The sequence below is a fragment of the Marinobacter sp. L-13 genome (assembly GCF_056857715.1).
In genome coordinates, this window is the sequence record NZ_JBSXNQ010000051.1 from 1 (window position 1) to 20416 (window position 20416).

A 20416-nucleotide genomic window follows, 5' to 3' on the forward strand; every position below is an offset into this window, starting at 1 on the left:
GCGTGGAGACTCTTGTTATGGGTCCCGGATCCATCGATCAGGGGGACCAGCCCGATGAATTTATAGAGCTGTCCCAGCTTGATCCAACCGTTAAACTAGTGCGAGGGCTGATCCGACAGTTCTGTCTCTCAGTGTGGCGCAGGCACTTCCGACGCCTGCGGAGAGTCCTCGCGGGCAGGCTGTGCCAAAACCGTGGAGCGCCAGGGATGGCGCGACCGAGCCCTACAGGGACGTATTTACGGGCGTGTTTTGGCACACCCTCCTCGACAGGACTCGGCAAACTCCTCAAGATAAAGTACCTGCCTTTAGAAGATAACGAGAGACCAGGAGAAAGGTTTGAAATCAAACGACTGGCTGCATGGATTCCGCCATTCATCCCCTTACATCAACGCCCATCGCGGGCGGACGGTGGTATTGACCATTCCGGGGGATGCGATTGAACACGGGAATTTCATCAACATCATCCATGACATCGCGCTGCTGAGCAGTCTTGGTGTGCGGCTGGTCGTTGCCTTTGGAGCCCGCCCGCAAATCCAGACGCGGCTGGATGCTGCAGGAATCGAATCGTCGTTTTCAAAAGGTTTGCGGATTACGCCGCAAGAGCACCTCAGCATGGTGATGGAGGCCGTCGGTGGCCTGCGTGCCTACCTGGAGAGCCACCTTTCCATGGGTTTGGTGAATTCGCCGATGCATAATGCCCGTATCAGGGTAAGTGGCGGCAACTATGTGGCTGCCAAGCCCGTGGGTGTGCTCGACGGTATTGATTTTGGCCATACCGGCAAGGTGCGCCGGGTGGATGTGGCCGGGATCGAGAAACTGCTGGAGCTTGGTCACATTGTCCTGTTGCCGCCCATGGGCTATTCGCCCACCGGGGATGCCTTCAACCTCTCCTACGAGGATGTTGGCAGCCAGGTGGCAGCGGCACTGCAGGCCGAGAAGCTGATGGTGTTTATTGATGATCCCGGGTTACAGGAAGAGGACGGTACTTTGATCCGGGAGCTGTCGGCGCGCCAGGCGTCCGATCGTCTGGCGGCCGGTGCGGTGACCGGTCACGATGCCGACTTGCTGCGAGCTGCCTGTGATGCCTGTGTGAAGGGTGTGCGTCGCGCCCACATCATCAGCTATGTGGATGACGGCGCCCTGCTGAAGGAGCTCTTCACGCGGGATGGCGCCGGCACGTTGGTCAGTGGTGATCACTACGAGCAGTTCCGCCAGGCCCGGGTCGAGGACATCGGCGGGATTCTGGAGCTGATCCAGCCGCTGGAAGAGCAGGGCATTCTGGTTCGCCGCTCCCGGGAGATGCTGGAAACCGAGATTGACCGCTTTGTTGTGGCGGAGCGCGACGGCACTATCGTGGGCTGTGCCGCTCTGTACAGCTACCCTGAAGAGGGTGCCGGCGAGTTGTCCTGCTTCGCGGTAGACCCGACCTATCGCCGGGCCGGGCGGGGCGATGAGATTCTGGCAATGGTGGAGAAGCTGGCCAGGGGGCAGGGTATCCAGAAGCTGTTCGTGCTCACCACCCAGACGGAGCACTGGTTCCGGGAGCGGGGCTTCCAGCCTTCGACAGTGCAGGCCCTGCCCGGGCCGAAGCTGGCTGCCTATAACACCCAGCGGAACTCAAAGGTGTTCTTCAAACCGCTCTGACAGGGCGGCCAGATGTTCAGTCCTCTGGGGTTCCGGTTGCTCTGACAGCGTCTTGACGGCCTTGTAAAAGTCCGCAAAGTCGTAGCCTGCATTCCGAAGCATCTGACGGAACGCCGGTACGTGCTGGTTGTACTGACGAAACAGCGCCAGGTTGGCATTGTTCAGGCTGACTGGTACCGGTCCGAACGGGCCCGGTTCGGACCACTCTGCGGAAAGTTCCTGATAGGCAAGAGCCAGCTCTTGGTAAATGGCCGCCTTGCGATTCCGCAGTTGCTGGTCTGGCAAGACGTCCTGCTGAGCATAAAGAACGTCCAGCCGGGCACTGAAGTCTTCGACCAGGGAGAGCGTCTGGTTTCGGCGAGCCAGGCGGTCCAGTGCCTCCTCGAACTGGCCGGGTTTGCCCTGGTCCGATAGCCAGAGCCTGAGCCCTTCCAGCTCCACCGCGGTGGCAAAGCTTTCGTTAAATGCCGTGTCATCGGCGATGTAGACCACCCGGTGTGCCAGCTCATGGAACATCAGGGCGACCATGCGATCCTCCGCCAGTCGGGTAAAGCCGGTGTGCAGGGGGTCATCGAACCAGCCGAGGGTGGAATAGGCCGTCACGCCGCCGATAAACGTGTCGAAGCCCTTGTTGCGAAACTGCGACTCCTCGGCACGCGCATCCGCCAGGCTGTAGTATCCCCGGTAGGCCTGACAGCCGAGCACCGGATAGCACCAGCGGTGCGGTTCCAGGGAGAACTCCGGCACAGCCACCAGGTTCACCACTACCCAGGGTCTGTCGAGATCCACGTAGTCGCTGAAGGCTTCTCCCACCGGCAGGGCCAGTCGTTGACCGGCGAATTCCCGGGCCTGTTGCGCTACCGTGAGTTTTCCCCGAAGGTCCACCGGCGTTGAGGTGTCGGAGAGAATGTCGTCGACCGGTTCCGCCGACATCATCAGGGAGAGATGGCCACTGACAGCCTGCGAATAGTAGCCAATGGTCGAACAGCCGTTAAGCATTGTTACCAGTAGCAAAAGTAGATAGATCTGACTAAGCTGTTTCATGGGTCAGGATGTTATAGTGGATTGGTTTGCCTGTGGGGGCCAGGCCGCTATAGTACAATCATGGTCTCTATAGTAGCAGCCGGTGGCATCCGCCATCGTTTCAGGGACGTGAGCCGGTACCGGGCGCTGTGTTCGGTGATCGTTCCGGCTTTGCGAGATATCAGGTAGTTCATGGATCCGAGAGAACGTCGTAGCAGCCCCCGCCAACCAATCAAGCTTGCCGCCCAGATTGATCTGGGAACCGGTGAAGCCTGGCCGTGTCAGATCGCCGATTTCTGTGCGGAGGGTCTGTTCGTCCGCTATTCGGGTGAAACCTCGAAGAAGCTGGATCGGGCGTTTGCTTCCGGCATACCCCCAGAACTGGTGATACGTTTTCGGGGTCTGGATGGTGCGCGCCGCCACGAGCTTCATGTCAGTATTGTCCGTCGCATCGATGGCGCCATGGGGGTCAATTTCAGCAGGCCCAACCCGGTAGCCGTGGATGCCATGCTGCAGCAATGCGGGGGCTCCCGAAGTCAGGATCGCTCCTCGCTCCGCGCGCCCAGTGACCGCGTACAGTTTGTCCTGCACCAGTCCGCCAAGGCGGTGACCCAGTTTATCGAGCCGTTGATGGACGCCTGTTTCGTGCAAATGGTGGAGGGTCTCAAACTGGCGGCCCAGAGAGCGGTAAATGATCAGCAGGCCAATGAATACATGGATGCTTCGGGCCAGATTCAGGCCCGGCAACGGGTCATCTGGCATCAGATGGCTCGCAGCCTGGAATCACCACTTAAGCCCGCCCCCAAGGGGTTTCCGGGGTCCGAGCTGTCCGTGGTCGACAAGGGCGAATTCGAGGACTGGTTGACGATCCGGGTGATGGTAACTAAGGCGGATACCCAGTATCGGGGCGATCTGCTGCAGCTCAAGCTTCGCCTGGACAAACTTGGCATCGCGAACGCCACGGGACACCACAATCCCCTCGGGCCCTCCCTGGTCTGCGAAGCCTTCCATAATGGCCTCAGCCAGCTCAAGGCGACCCGGGAGGTGGAGAAAGTCTGTCTGCGGGTCTTTGAGCAGACCGTGTTGCAACAGCTGGGACCTCTTTACAAAGAACTCAACGATATTCTGATTCGTCACGGTGTTCTGCCGGACCTGGATCTCAGCAAGTATCTGAGCGAGCAGGCCGGGGCAAAGCCGGAGACACAACAAGAGCCCGCGGAGCCCGAGCCGGTTGCCGCGGAGAGTGCTGCTGCAGAGTCAAAGCCGAAGGCGGGTGCCGAAGACGCCGGACAGCCCCAGTCTCGTCGCAGAGCCGGCATGCTGGGGGGCGAGTTTCGGGGTTATGCCCAGGCGGCCCAGACTGCGTTCGCCACGGTGCGTAACCTGCTGAATACCCTGAGCGCGAGCCGTGTGGCCCGGGGCGATCCGGAGCCTTTGCCGTTCCAGCCCAATGCCAGGCCTCTGTCGTCCGGAGAATTCCAGCGAGAACTCCAGCAGCTGCAATCTCAGCCCGTGGATACTGGCGAGGAGCTGGCTCCCCTGAAGGAGCGGGTGGTAGAGAAAGTAAAGGCAAGCGGTGATAACCGGCTGGATGAAGAACAGCAGGAAACGGTCGATGTGGTCGACCGGTTTTTCAAATCGGTGGTGGAAAGCCCGAAGCTCAGCGAGTATGCCCAGCAGCGCATGCGGCAGCTGGAAGTGCCCGTTCTCAAAGTTGTCATGAGGGACCCTGCGTTCTTTGACGATCAGGATAGCCCGGTACGCGGGGTGATGAACCGTCTGGCCCAGCTAGGGGTAAAGGGCGGGCGCATCAATCCGGTGGTTCAGCGTCGCGTGGATGAGCTGGTAGAGCGCATTACAACGGACTTCGAGCAGGACACCGGGGTATTCGAGCAAACGGTCCAGGAACTGGACACCCTGATTGATCGCCAGAATCTTGTCTATCGCCGGAATGTCGAGCGAGTGACAGCGGCCGCAGAGGGGGCCCAGAAGGTAGCCGAGTCAAAAAAGGCTGTGGCCGATGTTCTGGACAACAAACTGGGTGGGCGCAAGGTGCCAAAGGCGGTAATCAGCCTGTTGGATGGTGGCTGGCGGGATCTGCTTTCGCTGACCTGGATCCGGCAGGGGCCTGACAGCCAGCTGTGGCATGATTACCTGGCCGTTATCGATTCGCTCCTATCCTTCGCTGATGATCCGAACAGCTCCATTAATCTGCCCGAGCTGCTGCGGGTAATCCAGGATGGTCTGGCCTCTATTTCCAGCAACCACATGCCTTCTTCGCAAATCCGGGACGAGCTCAAGCAGTTCCTGGTTCGCAGTCCGCAAAAAAGCCCCGAACTGGTTGAAGTGCCAGTGGCAAAACCGGAGCAACCGGATGCCAGAAAACTGTCCGACCGGGAGCAACGAAGTCTTCAGCGCTGGATCAACCGGGCGCAGAAATTGCGAACCGGCGACTGGCTTCGCGACCAGGAAAAACCGGACGAACCCCAGTACATTCGTCTGGTCTGGGTGGCCCGCGGTTTCAGCCGCTTTGTCTTTGTGAATCACCAGGGCATGCGAGTGGTGGAATTGGAGCTGGAGTCCCTGGCCCGGCAGATGCGAAAAGGCATCATCGTGCCTGATAGCCAGTATGAACGCCCGCTGGTGGACGAGAGTATCGATCGCATGGTCCGCAAGGTCTATGACCAGTTGTCCTGGGCCTCCACCCATGATGAATTGACCGGCCTTCTCGGGCGTCGCGAATTCGAGCGCATGCTCGATCAGCAGTTGGCCCGTCGGGAGGATGAGCGCTCCCTCGTGCGCCTGGATCTCCGCAGGTTCCGCCTGCTGAACGACACCGCCGGCTACCAGGCCGGTGATGAGACCCTGAAGCGGGTTGCCGATATCCTGCGCAGCCACGTCGGTGACGGTATGCCCGTGGCCAGACTTGCGGGCAATGAGTTTGCCATGCTGGTGCCGTCCGAGAGTGCCAGCGACGCGGCAAGAGATCTCATCCGGGCAGTGGAGGCCGCCGAGTTCAGTTTTGGTGGTCGCGACTACCGGCTCTCAGCCAGCGCCGGTGTGGTCCCCACGTTGCCGGCCCTGGTCAGTGCTGAACGCTGGTTACGGGCGTCGGAGCAGGCGCTTGCCGCGTCTCGCCAGCAGGGCCACGGGAAGGTTTCGGAGTATGCCCTGGACGCCGATGATCAGGCCCGTCAGGAGCAGATTGCCGCCAAGGTTGCCAGCCTCAGCGACCTGAACGAGGAGCGCATGCTGCTGCGCTGCCAGAAGATTATCCCTCTGCATGCCAAGTCCTCCATGGCTGCGCAGTATGAGGTGCTGATCAGCATGTACGATGACGAAGGCAACCTCATTACCGGTCGGGACTTCGTGCGCATGGCCGAGCGTTATGACCGAATGCAGGCCGTGGATCGCTGGGTTGTTGGCCACATGCTGGACTGGCTCAGGGAGCAGGCGCCGGACCCGAGGCATTTCGGCGGCGTCTGCATCAACCTGTCCGGCTATTCCATGAATGACCAGTCGCTGCTGGAGTTCATCTACGAAAAGCTGAGTGAGAAAGACGCGCCTATCGAGCGGCTGTGGTTCGAGATTACCGAGGCCTCGGCGATCAACGACGTCCAGTCAGTGGCAGACTTCATCATTGAGATGAAAGAGCTTGGCTGCCGGTTCTGTCTCGGCAACTTTGGCAGTGGCCCCAGTTCGTTCGAGTTCATGCGTTCGTTACCGGTAGACCTGATCAAGATCGACAGCGCCTTTACCGGCCAGCTGTCGACCAGCGAGACTGACCGGGCAATGGTGCGCTCAATGGTGGATATGGCCCACTACATGAACCGGGAAGTGATTGCCTCCCAGGTTGAATCCCGGGACGTTCTGGACATGCTCCGACAGCTGGGTGTGGACTACGCTCAGGGCTTCGTGGTCGAAAAACCCCGTCTGCTCGACAGCCTAACCTGATTCCGGCAACCTGCCTCTATGTCAAAACGTCATCCCATCATCGCGGTTACCGGTTCGTCCGGAGCGGGCACCACGACCACCGGCCAGATTTTCAGCCGGATGTTTGCCAGTGAGGGGCTGAACGCCGCAATGGTCAGCGGTGACAGTTTCCATCGCTACAACCGTGAACAGATGGCCAGGCTTGCGGCCAAGGGCCAGTTCGGTGAGCGCAACCACTTTGCGCTGGCCGCCAATCACATCGACAAGCTGGAAGCACTGTTCTACGACTACGGCCACACCGGCAACGGTCGGTATCGTCAATACGTTCACGATGAGGATCGCAGGCTGGTTGAAGCCGGGCACAAGCCCGGCACCTTCACGCCCTGGGGGCCTTTGCCCGCCGATACCGATCTGCTGTTCTACGAGGGGCTTCATGGGGGTGTGGTCAGCGAAACCTGCAATATTGCCCAGTATGTGGACCTGCTGATCGGTGTGGTTCCGATTGTGAATCTTGAATGGATCCAGAAGATCCACCGGGACACACACAAGCGGGGCTACAGCCAGGAGGCGGTGGTGGAAACCATCATCAACCGCATGGATGACTACGTGCACGACATCGTGCCCCAATTCTCGCACACCCACATCAATTTCCAGCGCATTCCCCTGGTCGATACTTCCAACCCCTTTGTCGTCCGGGAAGTTCCCACTGAGGACGAAAGCATGCTGGTGATCCGGTTCCGGGACCAGTCAGAGGTGGACTTTCCGTATCTGCTGCAGGTGATTGCAGGCAGCAGCCTGTCGCGACACGACACCCTGGTGGTTCCGGGCACAAAAATGCCGCTGGCCATGGACCTGATCGTACGGCCGATGGTGCAGCGGCTGATGGCAAGAAAGCCGTTTGCCTGAGGCCGTCAGGCCGTCAGGCGTCCATCCCGGTAATCCCGGAGCGTCTGTTCGATCTCTTCTCGGGTATTCATCACAAACGGACCATACTGGACCACCGGCTCGCCGATCGGTTTGCCGGCAATCAGCAGGAGTCGCGCTCCGGCTTGCCCGGCATGGAGTTCGATCTGGTCGCCGTCGTCGGAAAGAACGTTGGCGGCGCTTCGCTGCAGCGAGCTTTCCCCCAGGCTCGCGCTACCCTCGTAAAGATAGAGCATGGCGTTGTGGCCTTCCGGAAGGAGCAGTCTCAGGCTCCCATCGGATGCCAGGTGAATATCCGCGTAGATCGGCTGGGTGGTGCGATCGGGCATCGCCCCTGCATGGGCCTGGCCATCGATCTGTAATGAGCCGGCAATGAGCTTCAGTTTGCCACCGTCGAAGGCAAGCTCCGGAATCTCTTCCGGCTGGATGTCCCGGTAGCCGGCCTTCGTCATTTTTTCCGCCGCTGGCAGGTTCAGCCAGAGCTGAAAACCGCGCATCACGCCTTCTTCCTGCTGGGGCATCTCCGAATGGATGATGCCGCGACCGGCGGTCATCCATTGCACACCACCATTGCGCAGGTCGCCCCGGTTTCCGAGATGATCTTCATGCAGCATGTGCCCCTCGATCATATAGGTCACGGTTTCGAACCCCCGATGGGGGTGCGAGGGGAAGCCTGCGATATAGTCGGCGGCCTCGGCGGAACCAAACTCGTCCAGCATCAGGAACGGGTCAAGGCGAATGTTCTGTTGCTGGCCAATGGAACGCTTGATGCGCACGCCGGCACCGTCGGACGTTTCCAGGGCGGGTATGATCTGTTTCAGGGAGCGCAGGGTCATGATGTCCTCCTCTCGTTAGCTCTTGGCTCTATTTAAACGGGATGGGAGGAGAGAATAAAACGCAGAAATCTGGGGGGTGACATCAAAAAAACTGAAGGACCCGTGACGCCCCGGGCGGGGCGCCACAGGAGGCGATCATTCGACGTTGCGGGAATAGAAGATTTCCAGCATTTCCCGACGCAGACGGTCCTCGATGGACTGCGCTTCGGCGGGATCAAGATCACCGGCGTTCACCCCGAACACATAGTTATCGAGGTTGAAGTTCTTCAGCATCATCTTGGTGTGGAACAGGTTCTCCTGGTACACGTTCACATCGATCATCTGATACGCGTTCTGGGTATCTTCGGTCAGGTAGTTCTGGATCGAATTGATATCGTGATCAATGTAGTGCTTGGTGCCGTCCACATCACGGGTAAAGCCGCGAACCCGGTAGTCCACGGTAACGACATCAGAATCAAAGCTGTGGATCAGGTAGTTCAGCACTTTCAGCGGAGAGATCAGGCCACAGGTGGATACGTCGATGTCAGCGCGGAAGGTGCTCACGCCATCGTGGGGATGGCTTTCCGGGTAGGTGTGCACCGTGACGTGACTCTTGTCCAGGTGGGCCACGATGGTATCCGGCAGCGGTCCGGGAGACTCTTCGTTGTCGGGCTCTTCGCCATTGGTGAGCTCGTGCTCGGCGATCAGCATGGTGACAGATGCGCCATGGGGCTCGTAGTCCTGACGCGCGATGTTAAGAACGTTGGCGCCGATAATCTTGACGACGTCGGTCAGAATCTGGGTCAGGCGCTCGGCGTTGTACATCTCGTCGATGTAGTCGATATAGGCCTTGCGTTGTTCTTCGGTCTGCGCATAACAGATGTCGTAGATGTTAAAGCTCAGGGATTTGGTCAGGTTGTTGAAACCATGCAGCTGGAGTTTTGATTCCATGCTCAGCCCCTCCGGATCGTGGAGATGAATGACTGCAGAGCTGCATTGCTGAGCTCTGCCGAGGCCGCCACCGACTACTGACCGGGTTGTTCACCTTTTGCGCAGACCGGCGGAGAGGGTGCGTATTATGCACACCGCAAGTGACGTTGAATAGTATTCGCAATGACATTTTAGCATTCGTGATTTCCCCTGCATCCGGCCCGGGGAATCGGTCCATGAGCGGCCCTGGCGAGATTTCTCACACGTGTTATGACGCCTGGTGAACCTCGTAGCTGTGACTGATCTCGACGCCGGCCTTCTCAAGCATGATAGATGCGGAGCAGTACTTTTCTGCCGACAGGCCTACGGCCCGCTTGACCAGATTGTCTTTCAGGCTGTTTCCGGTTACTACGAAGTGCAGGTGAATGCGTGTAAACACCGCCGGAACCGCGTCGGCCCGCTCTGCTTCGAGCTCGGCGTGGCAAGCGGTCACGTCCTGGCGGCTTTTCTTCAGGATGCTCATGACGTCGAACGCCGAACAGCCTCCGAGCCCCATCAGCAGCATTTCCATGGGGCGCGGGCCCAGGTTCTCACCGCCGTGGTCTGGCGGGCCATCAAGCTGCACGCTGTGGCCACTGCCGCTGGTGGCTTTGAAACTGGCGTTGCCGGTCCAGTCTACGGTTGCTTTCATGGGACGACTCTCCGTTGTGATGACGCGGGACCAACTGGTGTGGTGGCCCCGATAAAGATGACCTGTGGCCGGATGCTAGCACAACCGGCTTCGCCAGGCAGGCCGATCTCGGATACATGTTGTATACTCTTTCCGGTTGCCCGCAACAGACCTTCTTGTTATAAGTTGCGCAGTTTTGCAGTAAAAAAGAACGAACCCGCAAGGAAAGCCGGGTGCATAACAAACATTGGGACCCGCCAGTATCTGAGGAGGCACGACTCGCATTATGGCCACTATCGTCAAGCCGGTTGAGCAGAAAACCAAGCATCTCGACTATTTCCTTTCGCAGTGCCATCGCCGCCGTTACCCAGCCAAGAGCACGATTATCTATGCCGGGGACAAGAGCGATTCCCTGTTCTACATCGTCAAAGGCTCGGTGACGGTTATCATTGAAGACGATGACGGTCGCGAGATGATCATGGCCTACCTGAACGCCGGTGACTTTTTCGGTGAAATGGGACTGTTCGACAGCATGGATTCCCGCAGCGCCTGGGTAAAGGCCAAGACCGAGTGCGAAGTGGCGGAGATCAGCTACACCAAATTCCGTGAGATTGCCCAGCAGGATCCCAGGGTTCTGTATTTCATTGGTGAGCAGATGGCTTCCCGCCTCCGCCAGACCACGCGCAAGGTGGGTGATCTCGCGTTCCTGGATGTGACCGGTCGAGTCGCCCGCACCCTGCTGGATCTCTGCAAGGAACCGGATGCCATGACCCACCCGGACGGCATGCAGATCAAGATTACCCGCCAGGAAATCGGCCGTATCGTGGGTTGTTCCCGGGAGATGGTTGGACGGGTTCTGAAGACCCTGGAAGATCAGGGCCTGGTTCGGGTCAAGGGCAAAACGATGGTGGTGTACGGCACCCGCTGAGTCTCCGGACAGCAGAGCATCGATGTAACCAGAAAGGCCGCTGATATCAGCGGCCTTTCTGGTTGGGGCAGGGGCGCCGGTGTCAGTCGGCCAGGGCCACGGACTTGATCTGCATCCACACCTGCCGGCCGGGTTCCAGAGCCAGCTGGTCAACAGCCCGGGTGGTCAGTCGGGACATGACCGGTGTGGGTCCGGCGAGCAGGCGGACGATACTGACGCCGGGGGTAACGTCCGGCTCAATCCGGTCAATGGTTGCCGGAACCAGGTTCTGGATGCTCTGGTCAGGGTTCTCTTCCAGAGCCAGGCTGATGTCCCGGGACAGCAACTGGATCCGGACCCGATCCCCGATTTTCATGCCGTTGTCCCGGCGCAGCCACAGGGAGCCACCGTCGAACTCAAAGCGCGCCAGGTGCCAGCGCTGATCCAGTTCTCTTATTGTCCCCTCCACAAGCACGCCCGCGTCGTCCTCGAGACGGAACGGGTTATCCATGCGTGCAAGTGTCTCCCGGGTCGGCCCGCTGGCTAACACCTTGCCGTCCTCCATGACCACCAGATGGTCAGCGAGCCTGGCCACCTCTGCGGTGGAGTGGGAGACATATACGATAGGGATGGCCAGGGCGTCCCGAAGACGCTCCAGATAGGGCAGGATGTCGTGTTTGCTGGCTTTGTCCAGGGCCGACATCGGTTCGTCCATAAGTAACAGCCGGGGACTGGTCAGCAGCGCGCGGGCTATCGCTACCCGCTGGCGCTCGCCCCCGGACAGGCCTGCGGGCATACGGTCCAGGTGGCCGCCGAGTCCCAGCCAGTTCACAGCCTCGTCAAACCCGATCTGCCGGTCCGTGGCCGGAATACGCTGGTAGCCGAATTCAAGATTCTTGCGCACGGTCAGATGGGGAAACAGGTGGGTTTCCTGGAATACATAGGCGAGGGGGCGTTTATGAACCGGGAGGAAAGTATCAGCGCTTTGCCAGTGTTCATCGAGAACGGTCATGGCTCCCTCTGCGCGGTGCAGGCCCGCCATACAGCGCAAAACAGTGGTCTTGCCGCAGCCGGAATGCCCGAACAGGGCGGTGATGCCCGTGCCGGGCAAGGTCAGGTCAACGTCCAGACCAAACCCGGGAAATGCGCAACGGAAGCGGGCAGAGATGCTTTTCTTTTCGCTCATCTCAGTGCTCCCGACCGGGCCTTACCGTTCAGTGCGTAGAGGATGACCAGAACCACGAAGGAGAACACCACCATGCCGGCAGAAAGCCAGTGGGCCTCGGTGTATTCGAGGGATTCCACGTGGTCATAGATGGCCACCGACAGGACCTTGGTCTCTCCGGGGATATTGCCCCCGATCATCAGAATCACGCCGAACTCGCCAATGGTATGGGCGAAGGTCAGTACGGCGGCAGTGAGGAACCCGTTGCGGGCAAGGGGCACGGCAACAAACAGGAAGCGATCCCAGGGCGCGGCGCGGAGCGTGGCAGCGACCTCGAGGAAACGGTCGCCAACCGACTCGAAGGCATTCTGCAGCGGTTGCACCGTAAACGGCAGGGAATAGATCACGGAAGCCACCACCAGACCCTCGAAGGTAAAGGGCAACAGCCCGATGCCGAGCGACTGGGTGACCTGGCCAACCCAGCCTTCCGGCCCCATCATCAGCAGCAGGTAAAAGCCAAGGACCGTTGGCGGCAGAACCAGAGGCAGCGCGACCACGGCCGCCACCGGCTGGCGCAGCCAGTGCCGGGTTCTGGCGAGCCACCAAGCGATGGGCGTGCCTATCAGCAACAGCAGCAGAGTGGTTGTCGTGGCCAGTTTCAGGGTCAGCCAGACTGGATCCCAGTAGGTTTCAAACATCAGTTGATCGCGTCATGTCCTTGGTCGTAACCATAGCTCCGGATGATGCCGATGGCCGTATCGGATTTCAGGAAATCCATCCAGGCGCGGGCTGCTTCATTACTGGCGCCCCGGTTCAGCAGGATGGCCTGCTGGTCGATGGGCTGGTAATAGGCCTGAGGGACCTGCCATAGGGTGCCGGCATCCTCGTCCCAGACTTTCACCTGGGAAGCGGCCACGAAACCGGCCTGGGCATTGCGACTGACAACAAACTGGAACGTCTGTGCTATGGAATCACCGCGGACCAGTTTCGGTTGTAACGGTTGCCATTGGCCGATGTGCTCAAGAACCTGCTGGGCAGCCAGGCCATAGGGTGCCGTTTTCGGGTTGGCGATGGCCAGCCTGGCGAAGGGCTGCTGCTCCAGATAGCGCGGGGCATCCTCAAACGCATCGGGCGCCGGGCTCCAGAGCACCAGCTTGCCCCGGGCATAGGTAAAGCGGGTTCCGTTGACCCCGGCCTGCGCCTCTTCTATCAGCTCTGGCCTGAGCACGTCGGCCGCCATGAATACGTCGAAGGGCGCGCCGTTCCTGATCTGGGCGTAAAGTTTGCCGGTTGAGCCAAAGCTGGCGGACACCCGGTGACCGGTTTCCGCTTCAAAGTGCCTAGTCAGTTCCCGAGTGGTGTCGGTGAAGTTTGCGGCCACACCAATACTGACTTCGCCGGCGATGGCTCCGGAAGCAAAACTGAACAACACGCACAGGCAGGCGAAAGCCCGGGTTATTGGGTGGCAGATTCTGGTGCGGCGTTCATGGGGCTCTGGCATGGAGCAGGGCTTTCTGTTCGGCGGTTGATTGGGCAGACGCATTGTCCCTATGCAGGCACAGGGAATGCAAGTATTGCCACACCTCGTCCCGGTTGGTTTCGTTGAGCATCTCATGGCGCCCGCCCTCAAACAACCTCAGGGTCACATGGCCAACGCCCGCCTCTCGAATGGCCTGAAAGTGCTGGCGCACGCCGCGGCCCATTTCACCAACCGCGTCCGCCGTTCCAGAGAACAGGTGCACAGGCAGGTCTTTGCGCCAGGTCGGCGGCTTGATGGCCAGCATGCCGCCGATAAAATCCAGCCAGAGCCCGGTTGAGCATTGAAACCCGCAAAGCGGATCGGCAGCGTAGGCGTCAACCTGGTGCGGATCGCGGCTGAGCCAATCGGCATGGGTCCGGTTGGGGCGGAACCGGCGATTGAACTGCTCAAAGGTCATGCGGGCAATCAACGGGCTGCGGTGCCGCTTGCCCCGGAGCAGCCGGATCAGGCCGATCAGGGTTCGGGATGCCAATAGCCGGCCCCGATCAATCCGGTTGGTGGCGCTCAGGATCAGGGTATCCAGGGAATCACCGTATCTCTGGGCGTAACCCTGGGCAATGAACGAGCCCATGCTGTGGCCCAGCAGGTTGACCGGCAGCCCGGGAAACTGTGAACGGGCGTGCTGGACCACCTGGTGCAGGTCGGCCAATACGCTTGCCCAGCCGTTCTGGTCCGCATAGTGCCCCAGGTTCTCGACTCCTGAATTCGGGCCATGGCCCCGGTGGTGAAAGGTGATAACGGCCATGCCGCGTTCGCAGAGCCAGCGAGCGAGGGACTGGTAACGGTCGCCATGCTCGGCCATGCCGTGGCTGATGATCAGAAGGCCGGTGGGAGCCGTCGGGGTAAAGACTGTTCCGGCTATACTGTGGTCATCACCACTGCTCAGCGTCAGAGGGTGTTCGTTCGTTGTCACGACCCGGTTCCTTGTTGTTTTTCTCCGCAGCCGGGCGTTGCCACTCCGGCGGTTTCCATAGATGGGTAAGGCGAGACAATAATCCGCCGGGCTGTGCCATGTCGCGGAACAGGTCCACGTATTCGTGGGTCCAGAGCACAATCAGGTTACTGGAGCGAACAGGCCGGGTGATGCCGTATTCGGGCGGATCCTGGGCATTTTCATCGACAAACGTGCCGAACAGGCGATCCCACACTATCAGCGTGCCGCCGTAATTACGGTCGATGTAGCCGGGATTTCGGCCATGATGGACGCGGTGATGGCTGGGCGTGTTGAACACCAGTTCGACCCAGTCGGGCAGCTTCCCGACCAGTGTGGTGTGAATAAAGAACTGGTAGACCAGCGACAGGGCATAGGCTACGCCGATCCAGACAGGATTGAGTCCCAGCAGGGCCAGGGGCAGGTAGAACACCCACATGCCGTTGAAAATGTTGGTGGCATTCTGGCGCATGGCAGTGGAGAAGTTCATCCGCTCGGAGGAATGGTGAACCACATGGGCCGCCCAGAACCAGCGCACCCTGTGACTGGCCCTGTGCATCCAGTAGAAACAGAAGTCCACGCCCAGAAAAGCCAGCAGCACGGTGAATCCGTTCAATTCCAGATCAAACAGCCGGTAGTGGTAGCACAGGGCATAGACAGGGAAGGCAATGAGGCCGGCGAAGAGCAGTTCGGTCACCTGATAGCCGGCGCCTAGGGCAAAGTTTCTGACCGCCTCACGGGTATCCATCAGCTGCGGATCGTGGCGAATCTTCAGGTATTCCCACAGGGTAACGCCCACAAAAACCGGTGTTGCAATCACAAAGATCAGTTGGCGTTCATCCAGCGCCAGCCAAGGCGCAGCCATCGCCCAGAGAGAAAGCAGGCCGCTGTCTTCCAGTACGGCCAGTATCATGTCGGTCAAAGCCATCGGGTTTCTGCCGGTTTCCTCATCAAGTCCGTTTATTCTGGCACGTAACCCGGAAACCGGAATGTCGGTTCACGCCAGATTGGCTAACGGATTCCGACAATCCGGTACTCAGCCTGGCCGACGGTTGTCTTCGTACACTTTTTCCAGAGCCCGGATCTGTGGCTGCCACTGGTCCAGCCAATGTTTGATGTCTTTGGGAATTCGCGCAGTTTTCGGCCATGGCACCGGATACTGTGCGGGCTGGAACATGGGTGCAAACAGGGCGGCTGCGGTCAGGTCTGCGCGCGAAAACTGGTCGCCGGCCAGGAAAGGCCTTTCGGCGTAGATGGCAGCCAGCTCGGTGAGCAACTCTTCCATGACCTGGCGGGACTTTTCAGAGGTTTTTTCGTTGATCTTCATCCACTGACGCATGACTTCATCAACCCGGCTGAAAGCAAGGCTGAGCAGTATCCGGTTATAGAAAGGCGTTCCCGCGGCCAGCATGGGCACCACAATTTTGGGGCGCTGCAGGAAGTGGTGGTAGGAATAGCAGCGGATAGCCGGCCCCGCTTCCTCGTCAAGCCGGCGCTCCCAGGCCAGCGCCTGCTCACGAACGTCCGGGTCTGCCGGTGTCAGCGGGTGCTCGGGAAACGTCTGGTCCAGGTAATCCAGAATGGCCGCTGAGCCCTGAACCACGTGGCCGTCATGGTCCAGCACCGGCACAGAGGAGGCTTCACCCGTCAGTTTCCGGATGGTTTTCACATGTTGTCCCGGCAGCAGGTTCACCGTTTCGTAGTTGAGCCCCTTGTAGTCCAGGGCCCAGCGTATTTTTTCGCAGTAGTGGGAAATGGCAAATTGGTAAAGTTTCAGTGCCATGGGGTGTCTCCTTGGTCCAGCGTTCTAGCATACTGCCGGTGGGGCGGTATAAGAAGACCCATCAGATGCCCATGGTGGCCTCATCGGTCGTTGGGTTCTAAACTGTAGGCCGAAAAGACGCTCAAACAAGGGAACTGACCATGCACTCACGACGAGTTTTGATGTTGTCCGTCGTCACTGCGGCGAGCCTTGCCATCTCCGCCTGCTCCTCTCTATCCAAAACCAGTCAGCCGGTTTCCGCGAGCTATGCTTGCGGGCAACTCGATATTGCCGTCTCCGGCACGGACGACAGCGATCTGATCAGCATCGACTATCTGGATCGACGTATTCTGCTCAAGCCGGAGGTAAGTGCCTCGGGCGCATTGTACGTAGCCCCCGGCGACGACCAGACGCGGTTCTGGAGCAAGGGTGAAAAAGCGACCCTGACAGTGAAGGGGCAAACCTATCCGGAGTGTTTGCAGCCAGGCGATCTGGAAATGCCGTTTGAGGCGCGGGGGAATGAGCCTTTCTGGCACGCGACGCTCGAAGGCGGTGAGCTCTTGATAACACGACCTTTCGAGGAACAGGGAACCCGTCGGGTACCGGTTGAAGTCAAAACAGCCAACCGGCATGGGCGGACATTTGTGGCGACGCTGGCAGATCTACCCATTACCCTGACAGTCGCCCGTCAGCTCTGTGACGACAGCATGTCCGGGGCTCAATATCCCGCGCAGGTGCGCCTGCAGGTAGGTGATGATGAGTTCAGGGGGTGTGGTGGTGATCGCCAGCGTCTGTTCCGGGGCGCAATCTGGGTTGTTGAGGATCTTGCGGGCGCAGGCATCATCGATAGGTCCCGGATCACGATCGAGTTTCTTGAGGGCAATCGGATCGCGGGCAGGGCGTCTTGCAACCGATACACTGGCGCCTATGAACTCAGGGGTGAGGGCATGGCTATAGGCCCACTGGCATCAACACGGATGGCCTGTGCGCCCGCGCTGATGAATCAGGAAGAGCGGTTTCTGAACCTGCTGGACCAGGTGAATTCAGTGCGGATCGGACAGCAGGGCCAACTGCTGCTGTCGACACCGGGCGGTGAGTCTATCCGGGCGTTTCAGTCTGACCACGACAGTCCATAGCGCGTCAGGATCTCTGCCACCCGCCCACTGCTTTGCAGGGCTCTCGCTCCCTCTGACAGGAGCGCTGCGAGCTGGGCGGAATCACGGCCGACCGGTGAAAATGCAACGTAGATCGGCGACTCATGGATCACCGAGGCCATTCGCAGGCTTTCCGTGTTGTTCTCCTGCTCCAGTTGCCACTGCATCACATAGCGGTCTTCCGGGAATACGTCAGAGCGCTGCTGGTGCAGGAGTTCGATTGCCCGGCTCAGTGGTGCCGGCCCGGACAGCACCCAGACCCGCTCCGGATCGTCCTGGTACTTCTCGATATAGCTGTCCAGTTCCGGTGAGTAAGCGTAGCCGTTGATCGCCAGCAGCTTGGATTGGCTGAGTGAGTCGATGCCAGCGTACTGCCAGTTGTTGTCAGGGTGGGTATAAAGCGCGATCGTCGAGTAACCAGTAGCGGCGTCCGGAAACACGAAGTCCGGCGCATCCCCCGGAAGGGCTCCTACAACCGCATCAATATACCCGTCCCGGGCCTGTTGCAGGGCCCGTGCCCAGCTCATGTTCACGTACTCGACATCGATACCGGCGAGTCCGAACGCCTCCCTGGCAATATCTATCATATAGCCTTCGTGCTCGGAGCCGGCTTCACAATTGTGAGGACACCAGGGATCAGCGGCAATGACGACGGCATGGCGCGGCTCTGTGGGAGCCGGCGCAGCGGGAGCGGTCTTCGTTGCCTTTGCCGCTGTTTCAGGAACCAGCGGTGGCGGGTCCTCTGGCTGCGAGCAGGCGGCAAGAAAGAGCGCGATGGAAAGAACCAGGGTTTTTGCCATGGTGATAAAACCGGGATGCCGATGACGTCGGCTCTCCCTGAAGCATAGACCCTGGTCGCGGTTTTGTAATGGCTAAAAGCCCCTAGGCTGCGGTTTTGTTCCTGTCAGCCGACGCGGCGGTCGGCACCAGCGCTCGGGCGAGGTCTTTCATGTGCAGGGTGCCCACGTGCTGATCGTCCCGGACTACCCGGAAATTCAGAGACATATCCCCGTCGGATTTCAGCAGTACCGTTTCAAGGTTGTCCTTTTCCGAGATGTCACCGGCGAACGTGGAGTCACCGTCATCCGGGGGACTCATGACCGATCGTACCCTCAGCACCCGTGCCCGATTGATATCGCTGATGAAGTCGACGATGTAGGGATCGCCGGGATTGAGCAGGATTTCCTGGGGATCTCCCTGCTGCACTACTTCGCCATCTTTCAGGATGACCAGGTGGTCGGCCAGTTTCAAGGCCTCATCAAGATCATGGGTGATGAACACGATGGTTTTCTGCAGTTCTTCCTGGAGCTCCAGCAACAGGTCCTGCATATCGGACCGAATCAGCGGATCCAGTGCCGAGAAAGCTTCGTCCATCAACATGATCGGGGCGTCGGACACCAGGGCTCGGGCGATGCCCACCCGCTGTTGCATGCCACCGGACAGCTGGTGTGGATACTGGTATTCGTTACCCTCCAGACCAACCCGCGCGAGCCATTTTCGGGCGTCGGCCTCAAAGTCCGATGTCGTATAGCCGCGAATGTCCTTGGCCATGCCGGCGTTCTCGAGCACGGTTTTGTGGGGCAGCAGGGCAAACTTCTGGAACACCATCGACATCCGCTCGCGGCGAAGCTTTCGCAACTGCTCTTCGCTGTAGCTCATGATGTCTTCGCCATCGATACGGATTTCGCCGGCCGTGGGGTCGATCAGTCGGTTCAGGTGCCGGATGAGTGTGGACTTTCCGGAGCCGGAAAGGCCCATGATGACCGTGATCTCGCCATCGTGGATGTCCACGTTGATATCACGCAGACCGAGTACGTGTCGCTGCTGCTCCAGCAGATCGGCTTTGCCCATGCCCTTGCGAACATACTCCAGGGCAACATCCGGGGTCGGGCCGAAGATCTTGTAGAGGTTCCGGATCGAAATCTTGATGTCTTTTGCCATGGGGGCTTTCCTCACTGCTTCTGGGAGACGTTAATTCGTGCCAGGGACGCCTTGGTTACCCGGTCGAGAATAACCGCCAGGATCACGATGCCAAGGCCGGATACCAGGCCAACACCCAGTTCCAGATTACGGATGCCCCGCAGGACCAGAACGCCAAGCCCGGGCGCGGAAACCAGGGATGCGATAACAACCATGGCAAGACTCATCATGATGGTCTGGTTAACCCCTGCCATGATGTTGGGCAGAGCCAACGGGATCTGCACCTTGTAGAGTTTCTGTCGGGGCGTCATGCCAAAGGCGTCTGCGGCCTCAATCACGTCCTTGTCTACCAGCCGGATGCCCAGGTTCGTCAGCCGGATCACAGGAACAATCGCGTAGAGGATGATGGCGATGCCGTACAGCTTTGATTCGGTAACACTGAACAGGAAGATAAGCGGGATCAGATACACAAAAGGTGGCAGCGTCTGCAGCATGTCCAGCACCGGTATGATCATCCGTTGCAGGGAATTGCTGCGTGCCATGGCGATGCCTATGGGTACCCCCAGCAAGACACAGAGGAAGGCACATACGAAAATGATCGCCAGTGTTTGCATGGCGTAATCGTAATGGTCGATGAAGGCCAGTAGCACGATACTGCCGCCTACAAAGAGCATCAGTTTCCAGGATTTGGTGACCACGTAAACAACCGCCAGTAACAGTGGAATCACGATCCACCAGGGCGTGTTCAGCATGGCGTAAAGTGCTCCATCCAGGAACCAGCTAAGAGGCTGGGTTAATGGATCGAGAACCAGACTCAGGCTGTCCTTTATTGCCAGAAATCCCTGTTCCAGGCCCTTGGTAAGTTCCCGGGACTGGGGGAAGGCGGAGCAGGATTCGTTCAGGGCGTCCATGGACGGAAACGGGAGTTCCCATATAGAGGCCGGTTCGGCGCTCTCTCCCTTGGTTTTATTCAGCAGGTCGGCCATCGACATGGGGCCGCTGCTTTTGCCTTCCGAGCACCATTGCTCAAGGCCGAGCGATGAAAAAAGGGAATCGTAGGTTGCCATGGGCGGTCAGTCTCTCCTGCGCACGTCTGGA

18 protein-coding genes are annotated in these 20416 nt (G+C 59.3%); 5 read left to right on the plus strand and 13 right to left on the minus strand.

Annotated features, from left to right (window positions below):
* Positions 1-336 precede the first annotated feature (336 nt).
* Entirely contained in the window at positions 337-1644 is a 1308-nt protein-coding gene (gene argA / locus AC13DD_RS08915; RefSeq protein WP_008173448.1) for an amino-acid N-acetyltransferase, read from the plus strand.
* Here argA and AC13DD_RS08920 read toward each other — a convergent pair.
* Positions 1618-2688, minus strand: a complete 1071-nt coding sequence (locus AC13DD_RS08920; protein ID WP_039881999.1) for an aminopeptidase — start codon at positions 2686-2688, stop codon at positions 1618-1620. The two genes, argA and AC13DD_RS08920, sit on opposite strands and share 27 nt — an antisense overlap.
* A 171-nt stretch (positions 2689-2859) precedes the next feature.
* On the opposite strand from AC13DD_RS08920, the gene AC13DD_RS08925 reads away from it, so the two are divergent.
* Positions 2860-6621, plus strand: a complete 3762-nt coding sequence (locus AC13DD_RS08925) for a DUF1631 family protein (RefSeq protein ID WP_008173443.1) — start codon at positions 2860-2862, stop codon at positions 6619-6621.
* Between the two features lie 18 nt (positions 6622-6639).
* Positions 6640-7506 (plus strand): phosphoribulokinase, encoded by an 867-nt coding sequence (locus tag AC13DD_RS08930; RefSeq protein WP_008173441.1) that lies wholly within the window; start codon positions 6640-6642, stop codon positions 7504-7506.
* Positions 7507-7511: 5 nt separating this feature from the next.
* Here AC13DD_RS08930 and AC13DD_RS08935 read toward each other — a convergent pair whose 3' ends face one another.
* The 3 genes from AC13DD_RS08935 to AC13DD_RS08945 form a co-directional block, all read right to left on the minus strand.
* Positions 7512-8360, minus strand: coding sequence for a pirin family protein (locus AC13DD_RS08935; protein WP_008173439.1), 849 nt, complete (start codon positions 8358-8360; stop codon positions 7512-7514).
* 135 nt (positions 8361-8495) lie between these two features.
* Positions 8496-9290 carry an adenosylmethionine decarboxylase gene (speD, locus tag AC13DD_RS08940; RefSeq protein ID WP_008173437.1) on the minus strand — a complete coding sequence of 265 codons (795 nt, stop codon included), beginning with the start codon at positions 9288-9290 and terminating at the stop codon, positions 8496-8498.
* A gap of 247 nt (positions 9291-9537) precedes the next feature.
* A complete protein-coding gene (locus AC13DD_RS08945) occupies positions 9538-9960 on the minus strand; it encodes an OsmC family protein (protein WP_008173433.1) in 423 nt (140 codons plus the stop codon).
* A 265-nt stretch (positions 9961-10225) separates the two neighbouring features.
* Between AC13DD_RS08945 and crp the strand changes: the two genes are divergently transcribed.
* Positions 10226-10867: a cAMP-activated global transcriptional regulator CRP gene (gene crp / locus AC13DD_RS08950; RefSeq protein WP_482902174.1), complete on the plus strand. Its 642-nt coding sequence runs from the start codon at positions 10226-10228 to the stop codon at positions 10865-10867.
* An 82-nt stretch (positions 10868-10949) separates the two neighbouring features.
* Here the strand turns inward: crp and modC are convergent, their stop codons facing one another.
* From modC to AC13DD_RS08980, 6 genes are all read right to left on the minus strand, one after another.
* On the minus strand, positions 10950-12032 hold the full coding sequence (modC, locus tag AC13DD_RS08955) for a molybdenum ABC transporter ATP-binding protein (protein WP_482902175.1): 1083 nt from the start codon (positions 12030-12032) through the stop codon (positions 10950-10952).
* Positions 12029-12709, minus strand: coding sequence for a molybdate ABC transporter permease subunit (modB, locus tag AC13DD_RS08960; RefSeq protein WP_439531596.1), 681 nt, complete (start codon positions 12707-12709; stop codon positions 12029-12031). The genes modC and modB overlap by 4 nt, the downstream gene beginning before the upstream one ends.
* Positions 12709-13512, minus strand: a complete 804-nt coding sequence (gene modA / locus AC13DD_RS08965; protein ID WP_482902176.1) for a molybdate ABC transporter substrate-binding protein — start codon at positions 13510-13512, stop codon at positions 12709-12711. The genes modB and modA overlap by 1 nt, the downstream gene beginning before the upstream one ends.
* Positions 13496-14464, minus strand: a complete 969-nt coding sequence (locus AC13DD_RS08970) for a lysophospholipase (RefSeq protein WP_482902177.1) — start codon at positions 14462-14464, stop codon at positions 13496-13498. Before AC13DD_RS08970 ends, modA begins: the two co-directional genes overlap by 17 nt.
* Positions 14424-15410: a sterol desaturase family protein gene (locus AC13DD_RS08975; protein WP_053113162.1), complete on the minus strand. Its 987-nt coding sequence runs from the start codon at positions 15408-15410 to the stop codon at positions 14424-14426. The genes AC13DD_RS08970 and AC13DD_RS08975 overlap by 41 nt, the downstream gene beginning before the upstream one ends.
* Positions 15411-15518: 108 nt before the next feature.
* A complete protein-coding gene (locus AC13DD_RS08980) occupies positions 15519-16265 on the minus strand; it encodes a glutathione S-transferase family protein (RefSeq protein WP_053113161.1) in 747 nt (248 codons plus the stop codon).
* Between the two features lie 140 nt (positions 16266-16405).
* On the opposite strand from AC13DD_RS08980, the gene AC13DD_RS08985 reads away from it, so the two are divergent.
* Positions 16406-17380: an META domain-containing protein gene (locus tag AC13DD_RS08985; protein ID WP_273083404.1), complete on the plus strand. Its 975-nt coding sequence runs from the start codon at positions 16406-16408 to the stop codon at positions 17378-17380.
* On the opposite strand, the gene AC13DD_RS08990 is transcribed toward AC13DD_RS08985, so the two are convergent.
* From AC13DD_RS08990 to AC13DD_RS09000, 3 genes are all read right to left on the minus strand, one after another.
* Complete coding sequence (locus AC13DD_RS08990) at positions 17356-18198, minus strand: substrate-binding periplasmic protein (RefSeq protein ID WP_482931069.1); 843 nt, start codon at positions 18196-18198, stop codon at positions 17356-17358. The genes AC13DD_RS08985 and AC13DD_RS08990 overlap by 25 nt on opposite strands.
* Before the next feature lie 82 nt (positions 18199-18280).
* A complete protein-coding gene (locus tag AC13DD_RS08995; protein ID WP_482931070.1) occupies positions 18281-19339 on the minus strand; it encodes a quaternary amine ABC transporter ATP-binding protein in 1059 nt (352 codons plus the stop codon).
* An 11-nt stretch (positions 19340-19350) separates the two neighbouring features.
* A complete protein-coding gene (locus AC13DD_RS09000; RefSeq protein WP_008173411.1) occupies positions 19351-20385 on the minus strand; it encodes an ABC transporter permease in 1035 nt (344 codons plus the stop codon).
* Positions 20386-20416 lie beyond the last annotated feature (31 nt).